15 protein-coding genes are annotated in these 17,496 nt (G+C 69.2%); 9 read left to right on the top strand and 6 right to left on the bottom strand.

The window, feature by feature from the left end; all coding sequences use genetic code 11:
- Positions 1–93: 93 nt before the first annotated feature.
- The 4 genes from moeA to KZ686_RS14110 all read right to left on the bottom strand — a co-directional run bounded on the left by moeA (position 94) and on the right by KZ686_RS14110 (position 6,893).
- On the bottom strand, positions 94–1,413 hold the full coding sequence (gene moeA, locus KZ686_RS14125; RefSeq protein ID WP_265632662.1) for a molybdopterin molybdotransferase MoeA: 1,320 nt from the start codon (positions 1,411–1,413) through the stop codon (positions 94–96).
- Between the two features lie 150 nt (positions 1,414–1,563).
- Positions 1,564–2,163 carry a molybdenum cofactor guanylyltransferase MobA gene (gene mobA, locus KZ686_RS14120; RefSeq protein WP_150083598.1) on the bottom strand — a complete coding sequence of 200 codons (600 nt, stop codon included), beginning with the start codon at positions 2,161–2,163 and terminating at the stop codon, positions 1,564–1,566.
- A gap of 58 nt (positions 2,164–2,221) precedes the next feature.
- Complete coding sequence (moaA, locus tag KZ686_RS14115; protein WP_149317021.1) at positions 2,222–3,346, bottom strand: GTP 3',8-cyclase MoaA; 1,125 nt, start codon at positions 3,344–3,346, stop codon at positions 2,222–2,224.
- Between the two features lie 241 nt (positions 3,347–3,587).
- Complete coding sequence (locus tag KZ686_RS14110) at positions 3,588–6,893, bottom strand: Rne/Rng family ribonuclease (protein WP_265632661.1); 3,306 nt, start codon at positions 6,891–6,893, stop codon at positions 3,588–3,590.
- An 838-nt stretch (positions 6,894–7,731) separates the two neighbouring features.
- On the opposite strand from KZ686_RS14110, the gene KZ686_RS14105 reads away from it, so the two are divergent.
- From KZ686_RS14105 to KZ686_RS14090, 4 genes are all read left to right on the top strand, one after another.
- Complete coding sequence (locus KZ686_RS14105; protein ID WP_149317023.1) at positions 7,732–8,754, top strand: RluA family pseudouridine synthase; 1,023 nt, start codon at positions 7,732–7,734, stop codon at positions 8,752–8,754.
- Positions 8,755–8,808: 54 nt separating this feature from the next.
- A complete protein-coding gene (locus KZ686_RS14100; protein ID WP_149317024.1) occupies positions 8,809–9,468 on the top strand; it encodes an HAD-IA family hydrolase in 660 nt (219 codons plus the stop codon).
- Positions 9,461–9,913 carry a Rieske (2Fe-2S) protein gene (locus tag KZ686_RS14095; RefSeq protein ID WP_149317025.1) on the top strand — a complete coding sequence of 151 codons (453 nt, stop codon included), beginning with the start codon at positions 9,461–9,463 and terminating at the stop codon, positions 9,911–9,913. Before KZ686_RS14100 ends, KZ686_RS14095 begins: the two co-directional genes overlap by 8 nt.
- A gap of 118 nt (positions 9,914–10,031) precedes the next feature.
- On the top strand, positions 10,032–11,246 hold the full coding sequence (locus KZ686_RS14090; RefSeq protein ID WP_265632660.1) for a S49 family peptidase: 1,215 nt from the start codon (positions 10,032–10,034) through the stop codon (positions 11,244–11,246).
- 216 nt (positions 11,247–11,462) lie between these two features.
- Here KZ686_RS14090 and KZ686_RS14085 read toward each other — a convergent pair whose 3' ends face one another.
- A complete protein-coding gene (locus KZ686_RS14085; protein WP_265632659.1) occupies positions 11,463–12,194 on the bottom strand; it encodes an SAM-dependent methyltransferase in 732 nt (243 codons plus the stop codon).
- 41 nt (positions 12,195–12,235) lie between these two features.
- Complete coding sequence (locus KZ686_RS14080; protein ID WP_395895086.1) at positions 12,236–12,895, bottom strand: Maf-like protein; 660 nt, start codon at positions 12,893–12,895, stop codon at positions 12,236–12,238.
- Positions 12,896–13,153: 258 nt separating this feature from the next.
- Here KZ686_RS14080 and KZ686_RS14075 point away from each other — a divergent pair, with 258 nt between their 5' ends.
- The 5 genes from KZ686_RS14075 to fabD all read left to right on the top strand — a co-directional run bounded on the left by KZ686_RS14075 (position 13,154) and on the right by fabD (position 17,459).
- A complete protein-coding gene (locus KZ686_RS14075) occupies positions 13,154–13,747 on the top strand; it encodes a DUF177 domain-containing protein (protein WP_226107541.1) in 594 nt (197 codons plus the stop codon).
- 133 nt (positions 13,748–13,880) lie between these two features.
- Positions 13,881–14,060 carry a 50S ribosomal protein L32 gene (gene rpmF / locus KZ686_RS14070; protein ID WP_006577657.1) on the top strand — a complete coding sequence of 60 codons (180 nt, stop codon included), beginning with the start codon at positions 13,881–13,883 and terminating at the stop codon, positions 14,058–14,060.
- A 174-nt stretch (positions 14,061–14,234) separates the two neighbouring features.
- Complete coding sequence (gene plsX, locus KZ686_RS14065) at positions 14,235–15,314, top strand: phosphate acyltransferase PlsX (protein WP_149317030.1); 1,080 nt, start codon at positions 14,235–14,237, stop codon at positions 15,312–15,314.
- A 132-nt stretch (positions 15,315–15,446) separates the two neighbouring features.
- Complete coding sequence (locus tag KZ686_RS14060) at positions 15,447–16,427, top strand: beta-ketoacyl-ACP synthase III (RefSeq protein ID WP_149317031.1); 981 nt, start codon at positions 15,447–15,449, stop codon at positions 16,425–16,427.
- A 99-nt stretch (positions 16,428–16,526) separates the two neighbouring features.
- Positions 16,527–17,459 (top strand): ACP S-malonyltransferase, encoded by a 933-nt coding sequence (gene fabD / locus KZ686_RS14055; RefSeq protein WP_149317032.1) that lies wholly within the window; start codon positions 16,527–16,529, stop codon positions 17,457–17,459.
- Positions 17,460–17,496: the final 37 nt, after the last annotated feature.

The following is a 17,496-nucleotide window of genomic DNA, read 5'->3' as shown; positions in this document are numbered from 1 at the left end:
GACGAACCCGCCGGCCCGCAGGCGGATGCGCGATGGGTCGAGCGAAGGTCCAGCGATGGGGGCGGCGAGGGGGCTGGGCGCGGTGCCCCGGCCTTACAGCAGGCCCTCGAACAGCATCACCTCGACCGGATCGCCGGCCGCGACGCCGCCTTGCTCGTGGCCCAGCACGATGAAGCAGTTGGCCTCGCTCATCGAGCGCAGCACGCCGGACCCCTGCTGGCCGGTAATGCGCACCTCCCACTGGCCGTCGGCGCCGCGCGCGAGGATGCCGCGCTGGTATTCGGTGCGGCCGGGCTTCTTGCGGATGGCGTGCGCGCTGCGCACGCGCATCAGCGGCGGCGGCGCGATGTCCGCGCCCATCATCCGATGCAGCGCGGCGCGGACGAAATGGTAGAAGGTCACCATCACGGCGACCGGATTGCCCGGCAGGCCGAACAGCAGCGCCTGATGGCCGTTCGACGCGATGCGGCCGAAGGCCATCGGCCGGCCGGGGCGCATCGCGATCTTCCAGAAGGTCACGTCGCCGAGTTCGGCCATGATCTGCCTGGTGTAGTCGGCTTCGCCGACCGACACGCCGCCCGAGGTGATCACCGCATCCGCGTTCTCGCACGCGCTGCGCAGCGCAGCCTCAAGCGCGGCCGGATCGTCGCGCACCACGCCCATGTCGATCAGCTCGACATGCAGGCGTCGCAGCATGCCGTGCAGCGTGTAGCGGTTCGAGTCGTAGACGCAGCCGGCGTCGAGCGGCTCGCCGATCGAGCGCAGTTCGTCGCCGGTCGAGAAGAAGGCCACGCGCAGGCGGCGCCGTACCTTGACCTCGGCGATGCCGAGCGAGGCCAGCAGGCCGAGGTCGGCCGGCTGCAGCACGCGCCCCTGGTTCAGCGCGGGTTTGCCGCGGGCCAGGTCCTCGCCGCGCAGGCGGCGGTTGTCGCCGGCCCGGACCGCGTCGGCGGCAAAGCGCACCGCTTCGCCTGCCGCTTCGCCGCCCGATTCGCTGCCCGCCCCCGGCACGGCCTGCGTGAATTCCTGCGGGATCACCGTGTCGCAGCCGACGGGCATCACGGCGCCGGTCATGATGCGTACCGCCTCGCCGGCCGCCGGGGTCAGCCCGTGGGTCTCGCCGGCCAGCGCGGTGCCGATGACGCGCAGCGTCACCTCGCCGCCGTTCGCCGCCTGCAGCGCGGCGCTGGAGAAGGCATAGCCGTCCATCGCGGAGTTGTCGTGCGCCGGCACGTCGATCGGCGAGACTACGTCCTCGGCCAGCACGCGATCCAGCGCCGAGCGGATCGCGACCTGCTCGATGCCGCTGACCGGTTCGATCACCTCGGCGATGATCCGGTTGGCCTGCTCCACGGGCAGCGCGCTGGGATCGTAGTCGGACAGGCAGGAGATCACGGATTGCAGGGACGGCATGGCAGGGTTCGCGTTGGGGTTCGGTTCGGGTTCGGGTTCGGTTCGGGGCTCAGGCTGGCGAGGGGTCGTGCGCCGGTCGGGCAGCAGGGCAGCAGGACAGCAGGGCGGCGAGGGCGGTGGAGCAGCTCAGGGCCGCGCCTCGGCCCCCGCTCAGCGCGCCTCGAAGGTGCGCAGTTCGTCCAGCGTGTTGATGTTGGCGAAGGGCGCCGCGTCGTCGAACGGCACTTCGGCCAGCCGATGCTGCGAGGCCCAGGCCTCGATCTTGCGGCCGCCGCCGTTGAGGAAGACCACCAGGCTGTCCAGCGCGGTATGCGGCATCAGCAGGAATACCGGCTGGGTCTGACGGCGGCCCTGTTCGTCGACGGTGACCGGCATCGCCATCTCGGCGCCTTCGCGCTCGATTGCCTGCGCCAGCCGCGCGACCAGATCGGTCGGCAGGAACGGCGAATCGCACGGGGCGGTGACCATCCAGCGGGTCTGGCACTGTTCCAGCCCCGCCAGCATGCCGGCCAGCGGGCCGGCGAAGTCGGGCACCGAGTCGGTGACCACCGGCACGCCGAACGATTCGTAGGCGGCCAGATTGCGGTTGGCGTTGATCAGCAGCGCGCCGGTCTGCGGCGCCAGCCGCATCATCGTGTGCATCGCCATCGGCGCGCCGCGCAGCGACTGCAGGCCCTTGTCGGTGCCGCCCATGCGGCTGCCGCGTCCGCCGGCCAGGATCAGGCCGGTAATGTCTTCGCGTTCGATCATCGCAGGTGTCGGGGAAAAGCGGTGAAGCGTTGAACGGGGTCGGGGGCGAGGCGAACGCCTAGCCGCCGATATAGGACATCTCGATCTTGCGGGCCGCGCGGGCCGCGCGCACCTGCGCGTCGCCGCGCTGCTCCGAATAGTTGTCGGTGCGTTCGCGCCAGACACCGGCGATCGCGTTGGCGATCTCGAGATCGCTGTGCCCGCCGCGCAGCAGCGCGCGCAGGTCGTAGCCCTCGGTGGCGAACAGGCACAGGTAGAGCCGGCCCTCGGTCGACAGCCGGATGCGGCTGCAATCGCCGCAGAAGGCGTGGGTGACGCTGGAAATCACGCCGATCTCGCCGGCGCCGTCGCGGTAGCGCCAGCGCTGCGCCGTCTCGCCGCTGTAGTTGGCGGCGATCGGCTCGAGCGGGAATTCCGCGTCGATGCGCGCGACCACTTCATCGGACGGCAGCACCTCGTCCATGCGCCAGTGGTTGCTGGCGCCCACGTCCATGAATTCGATATAGCGCACGATGATGCCGCTGCCGCGGAAATGGCGCGCCATCGGCACGATCTCGGCGTCGTTGGTGCCGCGCTTGACCACCATGTTGACCTTGAGCGGCGCCAGCCCGACCGCCTGCGCGGTCTCGATGCCCTTGAGCACGTCCGCCACGGCGAAGTCGACGTCGTTCATGCGGCGGAAGGTGGCGTCGTCGATCGCATCGAGGCTGACCGAAACCCGCGTCAGCCCGGCATCGCGCAGCGCGCGCGCCTTGCGGGCCAGCAGCGAGGCGTTGGTGGTCAGCGTCAGGTCCAGCGGCTTGCCGGCGGGCGTCTCGATGCGCGCCAGCATCTCGACCAGCTTCTCGATGTTCTTGCGCAGCAGCGGCTCGCCGCCGGTCAGCCGGATCTTCTCGACGCCGTGGGCGACGAACAGCCGCGCGACGCGCTCGATCTCCTCGAAGCTGAGCAGTTCCGAATGCGGCAGGAAGGTGTAGTCCTTGTCGAAGACTTCCTTCGGCATGCAGTAGACGCAGCGGAAATTGCAGCGGTCGGTCACCGAGATGCGCAGGTCGTGCAGCGGCCGTCCGCGACGGTCGGCCAACAGCCCGGTCGGCGATTCGAGTTGCGCCGGAATCGCGGGCTGCATCGAGTGATAGCGATGCTCGCGCAGGTCGAAGATGGGGATGACGGATTCGGTCATGTCGTGATAGGTCGCCGCCAGACCGGCGCCGTTCTGCCGCCATTCTAGCCGAGCTTGCGTTGAGGGGTCGCCGAAGCGCCCGCGGGCACGCGCGGCCATGAAAAAGGGGACGGCGGTGCCGTCCCCCTGGATCGCGTCGTTCCCGCGCATGCGGGAAGCCAGCGTCGTTGCAAGCCCTCGGAGTCCCCGCTTTCGCGGAGACCACGGGGCTATCGTCGCGCTTGTTCGCGCTTGTTCGCGCCTATTGCTGCGCGGCGGACTGCTGCTGCGAGTCCATGGTGACCTCGCGGCCGCCGGTCTCGACCAGCACCATCGGGCCCTGCGGCAGCGGCGGCAGCGGCTTGCGCTCGCGCGGCACCCGCGGCGCCGGCACGATGCGGGCAGCGGCTTCCTGCGCGGCACGGTACTTGGCGCTGTCGGTGTGCACCCACTGCAGGCCGGCGGCGTTCAGCATCGGCTCGAGCGCGTCGGCCGACAGCGGTGCGGCTGCTGCGGCCGGGGCCGGGGCCTGGGTTTGGGCCTGCGCCGGGGCAGCCTGCGGCTGCTGCGCTGCCGGGGCGCTGACCGCCTCGACGGCCTGCTGGGCGACCGGCTGGGCGATCGGCTGGGCGATCGTTTCCTCGGCCGGTTGCTGCACGGCCTCGGCGGCCGGGGCCGGCGTGGCTGGCATGGCGACCTCGGACGTCACGTCGGCCAACGCTTTCGTGGCTGCTTCGGTGGCTGCTTCAGTAGCCGCTTGCGCGGGCACTGCCTCGGCGGCTGCCGTGGCAGGCGCCTGCGGCGCCGGGGCGGTCGGGGCGACGGCCTCGGCCGGCGACACCTGCGTGGCGGCCGAGCTGCCCGGGGCCAGTTCGGCGGCGATCACCGGAGCGGGGGCCGGCTGGGCCGGCACGGCCTGGGTCGGCATCGCGGCGGTCGGTGCGACGCCCGCGGTTTCGGCTTCGGCAGCCGCGACCGCGGCGACCGGCACCGGCGTGACGTCGGCAGCCTCGCTGGCCTCGGCCAGGGCCTGGCCGGTGGCCGGCATGGTGGCGATGGCGTTCTCGGCCTGGCCTTCCGCGCCTTCTGCGTCGGCGGTCTCGGACGTTTCGGTGGTGGCGCCTTCCTCGCGCTCGCGGCGATAGCGGTTGCGGCCACGGCGATTGCGGCGGCGGCGCTCCTCGCCCTCGCCGTTTTCGGCGGTATCGGCGGTTTCCGGCAGGTCGGCGCGGACGGCACCGGCCTCGTCGGTCAGTGCGGCCACCGGCAGCGGCTGGGTCGGGACGCCGGCTTCCAGGTCGGCCTGGTCGGCGTCGGCGGCGCGCGCCTCGCTGCGCTCACGTTGCCGGTCGCGCTGGCGCTCGCGGCGTTCCTGGTTGCGTTCGCGACGGTTTTCGCTGCGCTCGGTGCGCTCGCCACGTTCGCCTTGCAGGGCGTCCGGCTGGCGGGCTTCGGCCTGCGCCGGCTGCGCCTCGCCCTGGCGCGGCTGGCGCGGCTGACGCTCGGCGCGATCGCCACGTTCGGCGCGCTCGCCGCGTTCCGCACGTTCCCCGCGTTCGGCACGCTCACCGCGCTCGGCGCCACGCTCGCCGCGTTCCGCACGCTGGCCACGAGCGGCCTGGCGCTCGCCGCGTTCGGCGCGCTCACCACGTTCTGCGCGGTCGCCACGCTCCGTGCGCTCGCCGCGTTCACCGCGCTGGCCACGTTCGCCACGCTGGCCGCGCTCGCGCCGGCCGCCTTCGCCATTGCCGCCGGTGCGGGCTTCCGCCGCGGCGGGCTTGGCCGGCTGCACGGGAGCCGGCGCCGGACGGGCGCCGAACAGGCCCTTGAGCCAGGCGATGAAGCCGCCGCTGCCGATCGGCTGCGTCGCCGCTGCCGGAGCGGCCGGCTTGGCGGCCGGGGCTTCCTGGCGCGGGGCGCGCTCGGGGCGCGGCACCGATACCGGGGCCGGCTGCTCGGGGGTGATGCCCTTGACCGCGGCTTCCTGGCGCGGCTTGGCGTCTTCCTTCTTGCGGCTGCTGTAGCTGGTGTCCGCCTCCAGTTCCTTGGCGGCGGCCTCGGCCATGCGGTAGCTGGCCGTGCTCTCTTCCAGGCGCGGATCGTCGTGGCGCAGGCGCTCGAGCTTGTAGTGCGGCGTTTCCAGATGCTTGTTCGGGATCAGCAGCACGTTGACCTTGAAGCGCAGTTCGATCAGGTTGATGTCCTGGCGCTTTTCGTTCAGCAGGAAGGCGGCGACCTCCACCGGGACCTGGCAGTGGATCGCGGCGGTGTTTTCCTTCATCGCCTCTTCCTGGATGATGCGCAGCACCTGCAGGGCGGACGATTCGGTATCGCGGATATGGCCGGTGCCGTTGCAGCGCGGGCAGGTGATATGCGAACCCTCGGACAGCGACGGACGCAGGCGCTGGCGCGACAGCTCCATCAGGCCGAAGCGGCTGATCTTGCCCATCTGCACGCGCGCGCGGTCATGGCGCAGCGCGTCCTTCAGGCGCGTTTCGACGTCCTTCTGCGCCTTGTTCGACTCCATGTCGATGAAGTCGATGACGATCAGGCCGCCCAGGTCGCGCAGGCGCAGCTGGCGGGCGATCTCGTCGGCCGCTTCCAGGTTGGTGCGCAGCGCGGTTTCCTCGATGTCGGCACCCTTGGTGGCGCGCGCCGAGTTGACGTCGACCGAGACCAGCGCCTCGGTGTGGTCGATCACGATGGCGCCGCCCGACGGCAGCATCACCATGCGGGAATACGCGGATTCGATCTGGTGTTCGATCTGGAAACGCGAGAAGAGGGGCACGTCGTCCCGGTACTTCTTCACGCGGTTCATGTTGTCGGGCATCACCACGCTCATGAAGGCGCGGGCCTGCTCGTAGATGTCGTCGGTGTCGATCAGGATCTCGCCGATGTCGGGCTGGAAGTAATCGCGGATCGCGCGGATCACCAGGCTCGATTCGAGATAGATCAGCAGCGGCGCCTTGTTGTCCAGCGCGGCGCCGTCGATGGCCTTCCACAGCTGCAGCAGATAGTTCAGGTCCCACTGCAGTTCCTCGGCCGAGCGGCCGATGCCGGCGGTGCGGGCGATGATGCTCATGCCGTCGGGGACGGTCAGCTGGCCCATCGTCTCGCGCAGTTCCTGGCGGTCCTCGCCCTCGATGCGGCGCGACACGCCGCCGCCGCGCGGGTTGTTCGGCATCAGCACCAGATAGCGGCCGGCCAGCGAGATGAAGGTGGTCAGCGCCGCGCCCTTGTTGCCGCGCTCTTCCTTCTCGACCTGGACGATCAGTTCCTGGCCTTCGTGCAGCGCATCCTGGATGCGCGCGTTGCGCACGTCGACGCCTTCCTTGAAGTAGGCACGGGCCACTTCCTTGAACGGCAGGAAGCCGTGGCGCTCTTCGCCGTAGTTGACGAAACACGCTTCGAGCGACGGCTCGATGCGGGTGATCACGCCCTTGTAGATATTGCCCTTGCGCTGCTCGCGCCCGGCGGTCTCGATGTCGATGTCGATCAGTTTCTGACCGTCGACGATGGCGACGCGCAATTCCTCCTGCTGCGTCGCATTGAACAGCATGCGTTTCATCGCAAACCCTCGTTCCAATGCCGCGGCCGGCACCGGTAGTGCCGCGCGGCGTTTCGAAAGCACGCGAGGAAGCGAGAGGTGGCGTGAGAATTGCCGAAGGCGCCGGGGCGAATGCAAGCCGCCGGCTGGGCACGGGTGAAAGAGAGAGACGTCGGCGCGCTGCGCGGGGTTCGGACCGCCATGCCCGCCCTGCGCGAGCTGCGCGCAGGGTCAGGCGGCGATATCGGACGGAGGCCGGGGTGCGGGGGAGGGCAGCGACGACAGGATGCCGCTTGCGCTTCGGCTCGCACCGGGGCCGGCCACGAACGGCCAGGACGCGTCAAAGAGCAAGGTTGTCGGACGCGGCGGCATGCCACCACGACCTGAGCGACCGACAAGGCAGGCGCACCTGCTGCTTGTTGGAGTTCTGCGACCGGGCGCCGCGATTGTCACCATGTCGTCGATCAGGCGAGGGGCCAGGCAACCGGCCGGCACCGATTTCCGGTGCGGCGGGACTTTCTCTCACCGAAGCGAATGCCGTATCGGCATCCGCCTTCAAATTCTGTTCTACCTGAACACTCTGCTCCCACGTGACCGCGTCCGCGCCGAACCCGCCTTTGGGCGGTTTTCCTGCGCACAGCCGGTACCGTGCGTGCTGCTTGTTACTTTATTTACTGCTGTAGGCTGCCAGCGGAGCTGTCGGCCTGTACCGCCATTTGCCCGTCCGGCGCCTGCGGATTACGCGATGGCGGGGGACCGGGCCGGGCCAGCGGTGACCCGAAGTGTAAAATGCGACAATTCGCTTACACCGCTTGCGCTGCCGGCTATGGCCGGGGTAGCGCGGAAATTATATTTGAAAATGAATGAGTTACGCCATCGAATTGAAAAAGAGGTGCGATCCGGCACGGATGCGCCCCAGGTGGCGTATGTGACCATCGGGGAAGACGCCGACGGTCAGCGTATCGACAACTACCTGCTGCGGGTCGCCAAGGGCGTGCCCAAGAGCCATGTCTACCGGATCCTGCGCTCCGGCGAGGTACGGGTTAACAAGGGCCGCGTCGATGCGACCTACCGGCTGAAGCTGGGCGATGTTGTGCGCATTCCGCCACTTCGGGTGGCGGCGACGGCGGCGGCCGACGTCTACGTGCCCGCGGCCTCGTTTCCGGTGCTGTTCGAGGACGCGCATCTGCTGGTGATCGACAAGCCGGCCGGGGTGGCGGTGCATGGCGGCTCCGGCGTGGCCTTCGGCGTGATCGAACAGCTGCGCCAGGCGCGCCCCGAGGCCCGCTTTCTGGAGCTGGTGCACCGGCTCGACCGCGAAACCTCCGGCATCCTGCTGCTGGCCAAGAAGCGCGCCGCGCTGGTGCACCTGCACCAGCAGATCCGCGACAACGCGATGGACAAGCGCTATTTCGCCTGCGTCGCCGGCGAATTCGGCCACAACCGCCAGCACGCCCGCTTTCCGCTGTTCAAGTACACCACGCCGGACGGCGAGCGCCGCGTGCGCGTGCAGGCCGATGGCCAGCCGTCCCATACGGTGTTCAACCGTGTCGCGTCCTTCCCCGGCTACACGCTGCTGGAGGCCGAGCTCAAGACCGGCCGCACCCATCAGATTCGCGTGCATCTGGCGCAACTGGGCTTTCCCATCGTCGGCGACGACAAGTACGGCGACTTCGCGCTGAACAAGGCACTGGCGCGCGCTGGCGCCAAGCCGGGCCTGAAGCGGATGTTCCTGCACGCGCACCGGTTGACGTTCGTGCATCCGGGTACCGGCCAGCCGTTGACGCTCAGTGCGACGCTGCCGGACGAGTGCGAAGCCTTCCTGCGCCAGTTGAAGCAGATGGGACAGGCCGGCCACGCGTCCACGACCCACGCCCCCTAGCCGGATGACGTCATCGTCACCTCGGCGGCCCAATTTTTTCGATCGAGAACCCCCATGGCCCGGCAACGCTTCGACCTGATCGTCTTCGATTGGGATGGAACCCTGATGGATTCCACTCCGACCATCGCCAAATGCATCCAGCTTGCCAGCCGCGACCTTGGCCTGCCAGTGCCCGACGAGGACGCCGCCCGCCACGTGATCGGACTCGGGCTGAGGGACGCGCTCGAATATGCGATCCCGACGCTGGACCCGGTCGACTATCCGAAGCTGGCCGAGCGTTATCGGTATCACTTCCTGACCCGCGACGCCGAGCTGGTGCTGTTCGACGGCGTGCTGGAGATGCTGCAGGCGCTGCGGGCCCAGCACTATTTCCTCGGCGTGGCCACCGGCAAGACCCGCGTCGGACTGCAGCGGGCACTGGCCGCCACCGGCCTGACGGCGCTGTTCGATGCCACGCGCTGCGCCGACGAGACGTTCTCCAAGCCGCATCCGGCAATGCTGCACGAGCTGACGCGCGAACTGGGCCAGGAGATGGGGCGCACCGTGATGATCGGCGACACCACGCACGACCTGCAGATGGCGGTCAACGCCGGCGCCCACGGCATCGGCGTCTGCTATGGCGCCCACCCGGCCGATTCGCTGCGGGCGATGACGCCGCTGCACTGCGCCAGCTCGATCGCCGACCTGCACGACTGGCTGCATACCCATGGCTGATGCCGGTCCCGGACCCGATCGACCCGGCTCGGCGGCGGGCACGCCGGCTGTGCCGGCCGGCGCGCGCCGGCTGTGCGCGGCGGACGAGCTGGTCGAAGGCGGCGTCGGCGTGCGCTTCACGGTCGCGATCGGCGGCCGCGAGATCGGCGCCTTCGCGGTGCGCTACGAGGGCGCGGTGCATGGCTATCTGAACCAGTGCGCCCATGTGCCGATGGAGCTCGACTGGCAGGAAGGCCACTTTTTCGAATCGTCGGGCCTATACTTGATGTGCGCCACACATGGCGCGATCTATGCGCCCGACAGCGGACTGTGCGTCGGCGGACCGTGCCGCGGCGCTTCGCTCGCCAAGCTGCGGGTCGAAGAGCGCGACGGCGCCGTCTACTGGATACCGGAGTCGCCGTACGACGATCCGCCGGCGTCGCCGTCGCCACCGCCGGTGCCGTAGGCGGCGGACGCCGCGACCGCGCATCGGAAACCCCGAGAACCGCGATTTGACCGAGGAAACCCTCGGGGCCGCCTGCGCAACGATGTTTGCGCGGTGACACCCGTTCGAGAGTATTTGCATGACAGACCAGAACAAACCGTCGGTGAACCCGAACGAGCCGGATGCCGAACCGGGTCGCCACGACGAGGGCCAGGGCCGGCGAGAGGGCGGAAGCGAGGGCCGAAGCGAGGTCCGGCGTGAGGGCGGGAACGAGCCCGGCGAGCGGCTTGAAACCGCGCCCCACGCCGACTATCCGCTCGAGGCCGAGGTCCGGGACGCCGAGGCCGCCGCGCGCCGCGAGTCGGTCGAGCGCAAGGCGCGGCTCAAGGGCGAGTCGGCGGGGCCGGTCAAGACCGGCGCCGGCTGGGAGCGCGATGTGCTCGAGCGCGTGCTGATGGCGACCTTGCGCGAGCAGCGGGCCGCGCGCCGCTGGAAGATCTTCTTCCGTCTTGCCGGCTTCGCGCTGGTCGCGCTGGTGCTGTTCTCGCTGTTCGACTTCAAGCCCGACGGCGCCATCACCAGCGGCCGGCATACCGCGATGGTCACGCTGGAGGGCGAGATCGCCGCCGGCACGCCGGCCAGCGCCGAATCGATCAATGCCTCGCTGCAGGCCGCCTTTGCCGATGCCAACGCCGCCGGCGTGATCCTGAAGATCAACTCGCCCGGCGGCTCGCCGGTGCAGGCCGGCATCATCAACGACGAGATCCAGCGCCTGCGCTCGCTGCATCCGTCCAAGCCGCTGTATGTGGTGGTCGAGGAGATCTGCGCCTCGGGCGGTTATTACGTGGCGGCCGCGGCGGACAAGATCTATGTCGACAAGGCCAGCATCGTCGGCTCGATCGGCGTGCTGATGGACGGCTTCGGCTTTACCGGGCTGATGGACAAGCTCGGCGTCGAGCGCCGGCTGTACACCTCGGGCGCCAACAAGGGCATGCTCGACCCGTTCTCGCCCGAGTCGCCGCAGCAGAAGGCCTTTGCCGAGCAGATGCTGCGCCAGATCCACGAGCAGTTCATCGCGGTGGTCAAGGAAGGGCGCGGCAACCGCCTGAAGGACGATCCGACGCTGTTCTCCGGCCTGTTCTGGTCGGGCGAGCGCAGCATCGAGCTGGGCCTGGCCGACGGCCTGGGCAGCGCGGAATCGGTTGCGCGCGACGTGCTGAAGGCCGAGAACATCGTCGACTACACGGTCAAGGAGAACATCGCCGAACGCGTGGCCAAGCGCTTCGGCGCCGCGGTCGGCACCGCGGCGGCCAAGACGCTGATGTGGAGCTCGCGGGTGCAGTCGCTGTATTGATTGGATCGCCAGGGGGGGCGCTCGCGTACCGCGCGCGGCGCGGCTTGCTCGCCGGCTCCCGGCCTGGTGGCCTGCGTGCTTCTGGGCTTGCTCGGCCCGGCCCCGGCTGGCCGCTCCTCGGCTCCTCGGCTCCCCGGCTCCCCGGCTCCCCGGCTCCCCGGCTCCCCGGCCGCCTCGGCCCGGCCCCAAGGCCTGCCGGCCGGCGCGGCCAGCCGCTCAAGCCGCGAGGATCGAAAAGATCGCCGGCCGCTTGTGCAGTTCAAGCCGGCCCGGCTGCCAGGCCGACAGCGGCTGCGTGACGATGGTCTCGCTCGGCAGCGTCAGGTCCACCGCGATCGACAGCAGCGTGGTGCCGGCGCAGCTGGCCTTCAGCGCCGCCAGTAGCGCATCGTTGCGATACGGCGTCTCGATCCAGACCTGGGTTTGCCGGTGCCTGCGCGACCATTGCTCCAGTTCGCGCAGGCGCTGCGTGCGCTCGGCCGGATCGACCGGCAGATAGCCGTTGAACGCAAAGCTCTGGCCATTGAGCCCCGAGCCCATCACCGCCAGCAGGATCGAACTCGGGCCCACCAGCGGCCGCACGCGCACGCCGCGCGCATGGGCGAGCCGCACCAGATTGGCGCCGGGGTCGGCCACCGCCGGCACGCCGGCCTCGGACAGCAGGCCGGCGTCGCGGCCGGCCAGCACCGGGGCCAGCAGTTCCGCCAGCGCCGCCTCCGGCGTATTGACGTTCAGCTCGCGGATCTCGATCTGCTGGATCGGCCGCGCCAGCGGACAGGTCTGCCCGAGCTTCTTCAGATAGGCGCGCGCGGTCTTGGCGTTTTCCGCGACCAGGTAGTCCAGGCTCGCGGCGATCTGCTGCACGTCGGCCGGGATCACGGCCGGCAGCGGATCGGCTTCGTCGCGTTTGCCGAGCGTGTTGGGAATCAGGTATAGCGTGCCGCTCATGGGCGGATGTCCTCGACAGCGAAGAAGGAAGGCCCGGGGAATCAGGCCTTGAAGAAGGGATAGCCGGCGCGGCGCAGCATGCTGGTCAGCGCGATCAGCGGCAGGCCGACCAGCGCGGTCGGATCGTCGGACTCGACGCGCGACAGCAGCGCAATGCCGAGTCCCTCCGATTTGGCGCTGCCGGCCACGTCATAGGGCCGCTCCAGCCGCAGATAGGCTTCCAGTTCGTCGTCATCCAGCTCGCGGAAGGTCGCCTGGGTGCGCACGTCCTCCAGCTGGACCTCGCCGCTGCGGCCGTCCAGCAGGCACAGCGCCGAATGGAACGTCACGGTGCGGCCGCGCATCCAGCGCAATTGCGCCAGGGCCTGTTCGTGCGAGCCGGGCTTGCCGACCTGCGTGCCGTCCAGCGTGGCGACCTGGTCGGAGCCGATCACCAGCGCGCCGGGGTGGCGGGCCGCGATCGCCTCGGCCTTGCGGCGCGACAGGCGCAGCGCGGTCGCCTCGGGTGTCTCGCCCGGCAGCGGCGTCTCGTCGATGTCGGGCACGTCGATCTCGAACGGAATGCGCAGGCGCTCCAGCAGTTCGCGGCGATAGCGCGAGCTGGAACCGAGAATCAGCCTGGGAACCGCGGCGGGTGCCGCGTGGGAAGCCACTTCGGGCGCCGCACCGGGCGCCGCATCGCGTGTCACAGCGGAAGACATATAAGTGTTTGAAGCGAAAGAGGAATGCGCAACGGGCAAAGCGCGTTCGGTTTTGACCGCGGCGGAGATTTCGACGTATAATCACGCGTTTTACCGCGCAGGCATCCGCCGCGTGGTGTCCTGCAGGTGCCAAAGTCCGCTCGATTTGGACTTTGCGCGGCGGCCTCGTCACTCGACGGTTGCGGCGGCGACAGGACCAGCGTTCAGCAGCATTGCCAGCGCCAGCTTGGTACAAGGTACAGAGGCGCACTCAGCGACATGACTCAGCCCATCGACTTGCAAGCGTTCGATCTCTTCGAGTTCTGCCGGTCCTCGGGCTCGGCGGCCGGCGAGATCGCGGCGCGTGAATTGCCGCGCATCATAGCCGAGACCTCCGCCGAAGCGCCAGCCTCGGCCCCGGACGAAGTGTTCCGCTACACCATGAGCGGTTCCACTCAGGACGAAGCGGCCGAGCCCGGCAAGCCGGCGCGCCGGCGCCTGTTTCTCGATCTGGCGGTGCAGGGCAGCATGTGGCTGAACTGCCAGCGTTGCCTGGCGGTCTACGCCGAGCCGATCTCGACCGCGACCCGCTTCGAGGTGGTGGCCAGCGAAGCCGAGGCCGACGCCGCGCCGATGGACGACGACGAGATCGATGTCATCGCGGGCTCGCGCCGGTTCGATCTGCTGGCGCTGATCGAGGACGAGATCCTGCTGTCGCTGCCGGTGGCGCCGAAGCACGAGGTCTGTCCGGCGGTGCACGAGAGCCTGGTGACCGGCACCGACGGCAGCGTCGAGCCGGAACCCGAGGACGAGCAGGAAGAAAAGCGGCCATCGCCCTTCGCGGCGCTGGCCAGTCTGAAGACGAAGCACTGACGCCCGGACATGGTCCGCGGCGGCGCGCTTCGGCAGTAAAAACGTCGTACCCGTAATCAGCATCCGGCCGGGCCCGGCTACGCCTCGTGCGGGATGCGTGTGTTAATATCCGCAAATTCTCCAAGGAGTCATCATGGCTGTTCAACAGAACAAGAAGTCGCCGTCCAAGCGCGGCATGCATCGTTCGCACGATCACCTGTCCGTCGCGCCGCTGGCAGTCGAGCCGACCACGGGTGAGACGCACCTGCGCCACCACGTGAGCCCGAACGGCTACTACCGTGGCCGCAAGGTCGTCAAGACCAAGAACGACTGAAGCATTCGCTCGGCGCGACGCTGCGTCCCGCACGCGCTTGCAGGTAGAAGACATACAAAGAAGCGGCAAACTCCTTGCCGCTTTTTTGTTGGGCGCGGCAAGCGTGGACGCTGGCGCCGCTTTCCCTGCGAGGCCACCGCAGCGCGGATTCGGCGCCTCGCGCATCAGCAAACAATGACGATCAAACTCGCTATCGACTGCATGGGCGGCGATCACGGCGTGTCCGTGACGGTGCCGGCGGCGATCAGTTTTCTTGCCGCCCACGAGGATGCCGAGATGGTGCTCGTGGGGCGGCCGGATGCCATCGAGCCGCAGCTCAGGAAGCTGCACGCGCAGAACCATCCGCGCGTGACCGTGGTGGCCGCCACCGAAGTGATCACGATGGACGACCCGGTCGAGGTCGCGCTGCGCAAGAAGAAGGATTCGTCGATGCGCGTCGCGGTGACCCAGGTCAAGGAAGGCCGCGCCGACGCCTGCATCTCGGCCGGCAACACCGGCGCGCTGATGGCGGTGTCGCGCTATGTGCTCAAGACGCTCGAAGGCATCGAGCGCCCGGCCATCGCCACCACGATCCCGAACGAGCAGGGCTGGGGCACCACGGTGCTGGACCTCGGCGCCAATGCCGACTGCGAACCCGAACATCTGCTGCAATTCGCCCGCATGGCCGAGGCCATGGTGGCAGTGGTCGACCACAAGGAACACCCGACGGTCGGCCTGCTGAACATCGGCGAGGAAGTGATCAAGGGCAACGAGGTGGTCAAGCGCGCCGGCGAGCTGCTGCGCGCCTCGGAGCTGAACTTCTACGGCAACGTCGAGGGCAACGACATCTTCAAGGGCACCACCGACATCGTGGTGTGCGACGGCTTCGTCGGCAACGTGGCGCTCAAGAGCACCGAAGGCCTGGCCAAGATGATCGGCAGCATGATCAAGGAGGAATTCACCCGCTCCTGGTTCACCAAGCTGCTGGCCGGCATCGCGATGCCGGTGCTGACGCGGCTGGCGCGGCGGCTCGATCCCGCCCGCTACAACGGCGCCTCGCTGCTCGGGCTGCGCGGCCTGGTGATCAAGAGCCACGGTTCCGCCGATGCCCACTCTTTTGAGTGGGCTATCAAACGCGGGTATGATGCGGCCAGGAATGGCGTCATCGCCCGTATTTCGCAGGCGTTCGCCAACAAGACGAGCACCGCGGGCACCGCATCCGCGGGCCAGGAGACGGACCCGCCGGACGCGGGTCGCAGCGCACACGCCGCATGATCCTGCCCTGCATCACCCAGGCAGCGGCGACGCCGGTGCCCCTGGTCCCACGCCCCGCGCGCCAGCACCGGCCAGGCCGGCATGCCGCCGCGGCGGGGTCGCGCTGAGTCCGGCAATACGATCCGACACCACATGACAAGCTACGCAAAAATCATCGGCACGGGGAGCTACCTGCCTCCGCGGCGCGTCACCAATCACGAGCTCGCGGCGCAGCTGGCCGAGAAGGGCATCGAGACCAGCGACGAGTGGATCGTCTCGCGCAGCGGCATCTCGGCGCGCCACTGGGCCGAGCCCGATGTCACCAGCAGCGACCTGGCGGTCAAGGCCGCCGAGCGCGCGCTGGAAGCGGCCGGCATCGATCGCCAGTCGATCGACCTGATCATCGTCGCCACCTCGACGCCGGACTACGTGTTCCCGAGTACCGCCTGCCTGGTGCAGCAGAAGCTCGGCATCACCAACCATTGCGCGGCGTTCGACCTGCAGGCGGTGTGCTCGGGCTTCGCCTATGCGCTGGCCACCGCCGACAAGTTCATCCGCAGCGGCTCGCATCGCAACGTGCTGCTGATCGGCGCCGAAGTGTTCTCGCGCATTCTCGACTTCAACGATCGCACCACCTGCGTGCTGTTCGGCGACGGCGCCGGCGCGGTCGTGCTGACCGCTTCGGACGAGCCCGGCGTGTTGTCCTCGGCGATGCACGCCGACGGCAGCCATGTCGATATCCTGTGCGTGCCGGGCAATGTGGCGGCCGGCAATATCACCGGCAATGCCTTCCTGCACATGGATGGGCAGGCGGTGTTCAAGCTCGCCGTCAGCGTGCTCGACAAGGTCGCGCGCGAAACGCTGGCCGCGGCCGATTTTCCGGCCGAGAAGCTCGACTGGCTGATTCCTCACCAGGCCAATATCCGCATCATGCAGGGCACCGCGAAGAAGCTGGGCCTGCCGCTCGAGCGCATGATCGCGACCGTGCACGAGCACGGCAACACCTCGGCCGCGTCGATTCCGCTGGCGCTCGACGTCGCGGTGCGCGACGGGCGCATCCGCCCCGGCCACCACGTGCTGATGGAAGGCGTGGGCGGCGGTTTCACCTGGGGCGCGGTGCTGCTGCGCATGTAATTCGCAGGCCGGTGCCCGGCATCGGCGCGCGGCAACCGCTGCGCGACCGGATGCGTGATGGCGCACCGGCGATTCCATTTTCAAACCGATCGGAAACCGATGAAATTCTCATTCGTCTTCCCCGGCCAAGGCTCGCAGTCGGTCGGAATGCTCAATGCCTTCGCCGACAACCCGGTGGTGCGCGCGACGCTGCAGGAAGCGTCCGACGCGCTCGGCCAGGACCTGGCGCGCCTGATCGCCGAAGGTCCGGCCGAAGAGCTGAACCTGACCACCAATACCCAGCCGGTGATGCTGACCGCCGCGGTGGCGATCTACCGCGCCTGGCGCGAGGCCGGCGGCCCGGCCCCGGCGCTGGTGGCCGGCCATAGCCTGGGCGAATATTCGGCGCTGGTCGCCGCCGGCGTGATTCCGTTTGCCGATGCCGTGCCGCTGGTGCGTTTCCGCGCCCAGGCGATGCAGGAAGCAGTGCCGGTGGGCGAGGGCGGCATGGCCGCGATTCTCGGCCTGTCCGACGACGACGTGCGCGCCGCCTGCGCCGAGGCCTCGGCCGCCGGCGTGGTCGAAGCCGTCAACTTCAACGCCCCGGCGCAGGTGGTGATCGCCGGCGCCAAGGCGGCGGTCGAAAAGGCCTGCGAAATCGCCAAGGCCAAGGGCGCCAAGCGCGCGCTGCCGCTGCCGGTCTCGGCGCCGTTCCATTCGTCGCTGCTCAAGCCCGCCTCGGACCGCCTGCGCGAACGCATGGCGGGCCTCACGTTCTCGGCGCCGTCGATCCCGCTGATCAACAACGTCGACGTGGCGATCGTCAACGATCCGGAGGCGATCAAGGACGCGCTGGTGCGTCAGGCCGCGGCGCCGGTGCGCTGGGTCGAGTCGGTGCAGAAGATGGCCGCCGACGGCGTCACGCATGTGATCGAATGCGGCCCGGGCAAGGTGCTGGCCGGCCTGACCAAGCGCATCGACGGCAATCTGGTCGGCGGCGCGATCGTCGATCCGGCCTCGCTGCAGGACACGCTGGCGCTGGTGCGCGGCTGATCCGCGTACGGCAAACGGATACGGCTAGGCCAAGCGA

This window comes from Cupriavidus cauae (assembly GCF_026210475.1).
GTDB classification, from domain to species: domain Bacteria; phylum Pseudomonadota; class Gammaproteobacteria; order Burkholderiales; family Burkholderiaceae; genus Cupriavidus; species Cupriavidus cauae.
This window is presented reverse-complemented; position numbering and strand designations above follow the sequence as displayed.

Coding starts and splice junctions, on each gene's coding strand:
- KZ686_RS14100 (WP_149317024.1), top strand. CDS start 8,809: ATGGCCCGGCAACGCTTCGACCTGATCGTCTTCGATTGGGATGGAACC.
- KZ686_RS14085 (WP_265632659.1), bottom strand. CDS start 12,194: ATGAGCGGCACGCTATACCTGATTCCCAACACGCTCGGCAAACGCGAC.
- KZ686_RS14080 (WP_395895086.1), bottom strand. CDS start 12,895: ATGTCTTCCGCTGTGACACGCGATGCGGCGCCCGGTGCGGCGCCCGAA.
- mobA (WP_150083598.1), bottom strand. CDS start 2,163: ATGATCGAACGCGAAGACATTACCGGCCTGATCCTGGCCGGCGGACGC.
- KZ686_RS14060 (WP_149317031.1), top strand. CDS start 15,447: ATGACAAGCTACGCAAAAATCATCGGCACGGGGAGCTACCTGCCTCCG.
- moeA (WP_265632662.1), bottom strand. CDS start 1,413: ATGCCGTCCCTGCAATCCGTGATCTCCTGCCTGTCCGACTACGATCCC.
- KZ686_RS14075 (WP_226107541.1), top strand. CDS start 13,154: ATGACTCAGCCCATCGACTTGCAAGCGTTCGATCTCTTCGAGTTCTGC.
- fabD (WP_149317032.1), top strand. CDS start 16,527: ATGAAATTCTCATTCGTCTTCCCCGGCCAAGGCTCGCAGTCGGTCGGA.
- KZ686_RS14105 (WP_149317023.1), top strand. CDS start 7,732: ATGAATGAGTTACGCCATCGAATTGAAAAAGAGGTGCGATCCGGCACG.
- plsX (WP_149317030.1), top strand. CDS start 14,235: ATGACGATCAAACTCGCTATCGACTGCATGGGCGGCGATCACGGCGTG.
- moaA (WP_149317021.1), bottom strand. CDS start 3,346: ATGACCGAATCCGTCATCCCCATCTTCGACCTGCGCGAGCATCGCTAT.
- KZ686_RS14090 (WP_265632660.1), top strand. CDS start 10,032: ATGACAGACCAGAACAAACCGTCGGTGAACCCGAACGAGCCGGATGCC.
- KZ686_RS14095 (WP_149317025.1), top strand. CDS start 9,461: ATGGCTGATGCCGGTCCCGGACCCGATCGACCCGGCTCGGCGGCGGGC.
- rpmF (WP_006577657.1), top strand. CDS start 13,881: ATGGCTGTTCAACAGAACAAGAAGTCGCCGTCCAAGCGCGGCATGCAT.
- KZ686_RS14110 (WP_265632661.1), bottom strand. CDS start 6,893: ATGAAACGCATGCTGTTCAATGCGACGCAGCAGGAGGAATTGCGCGTC.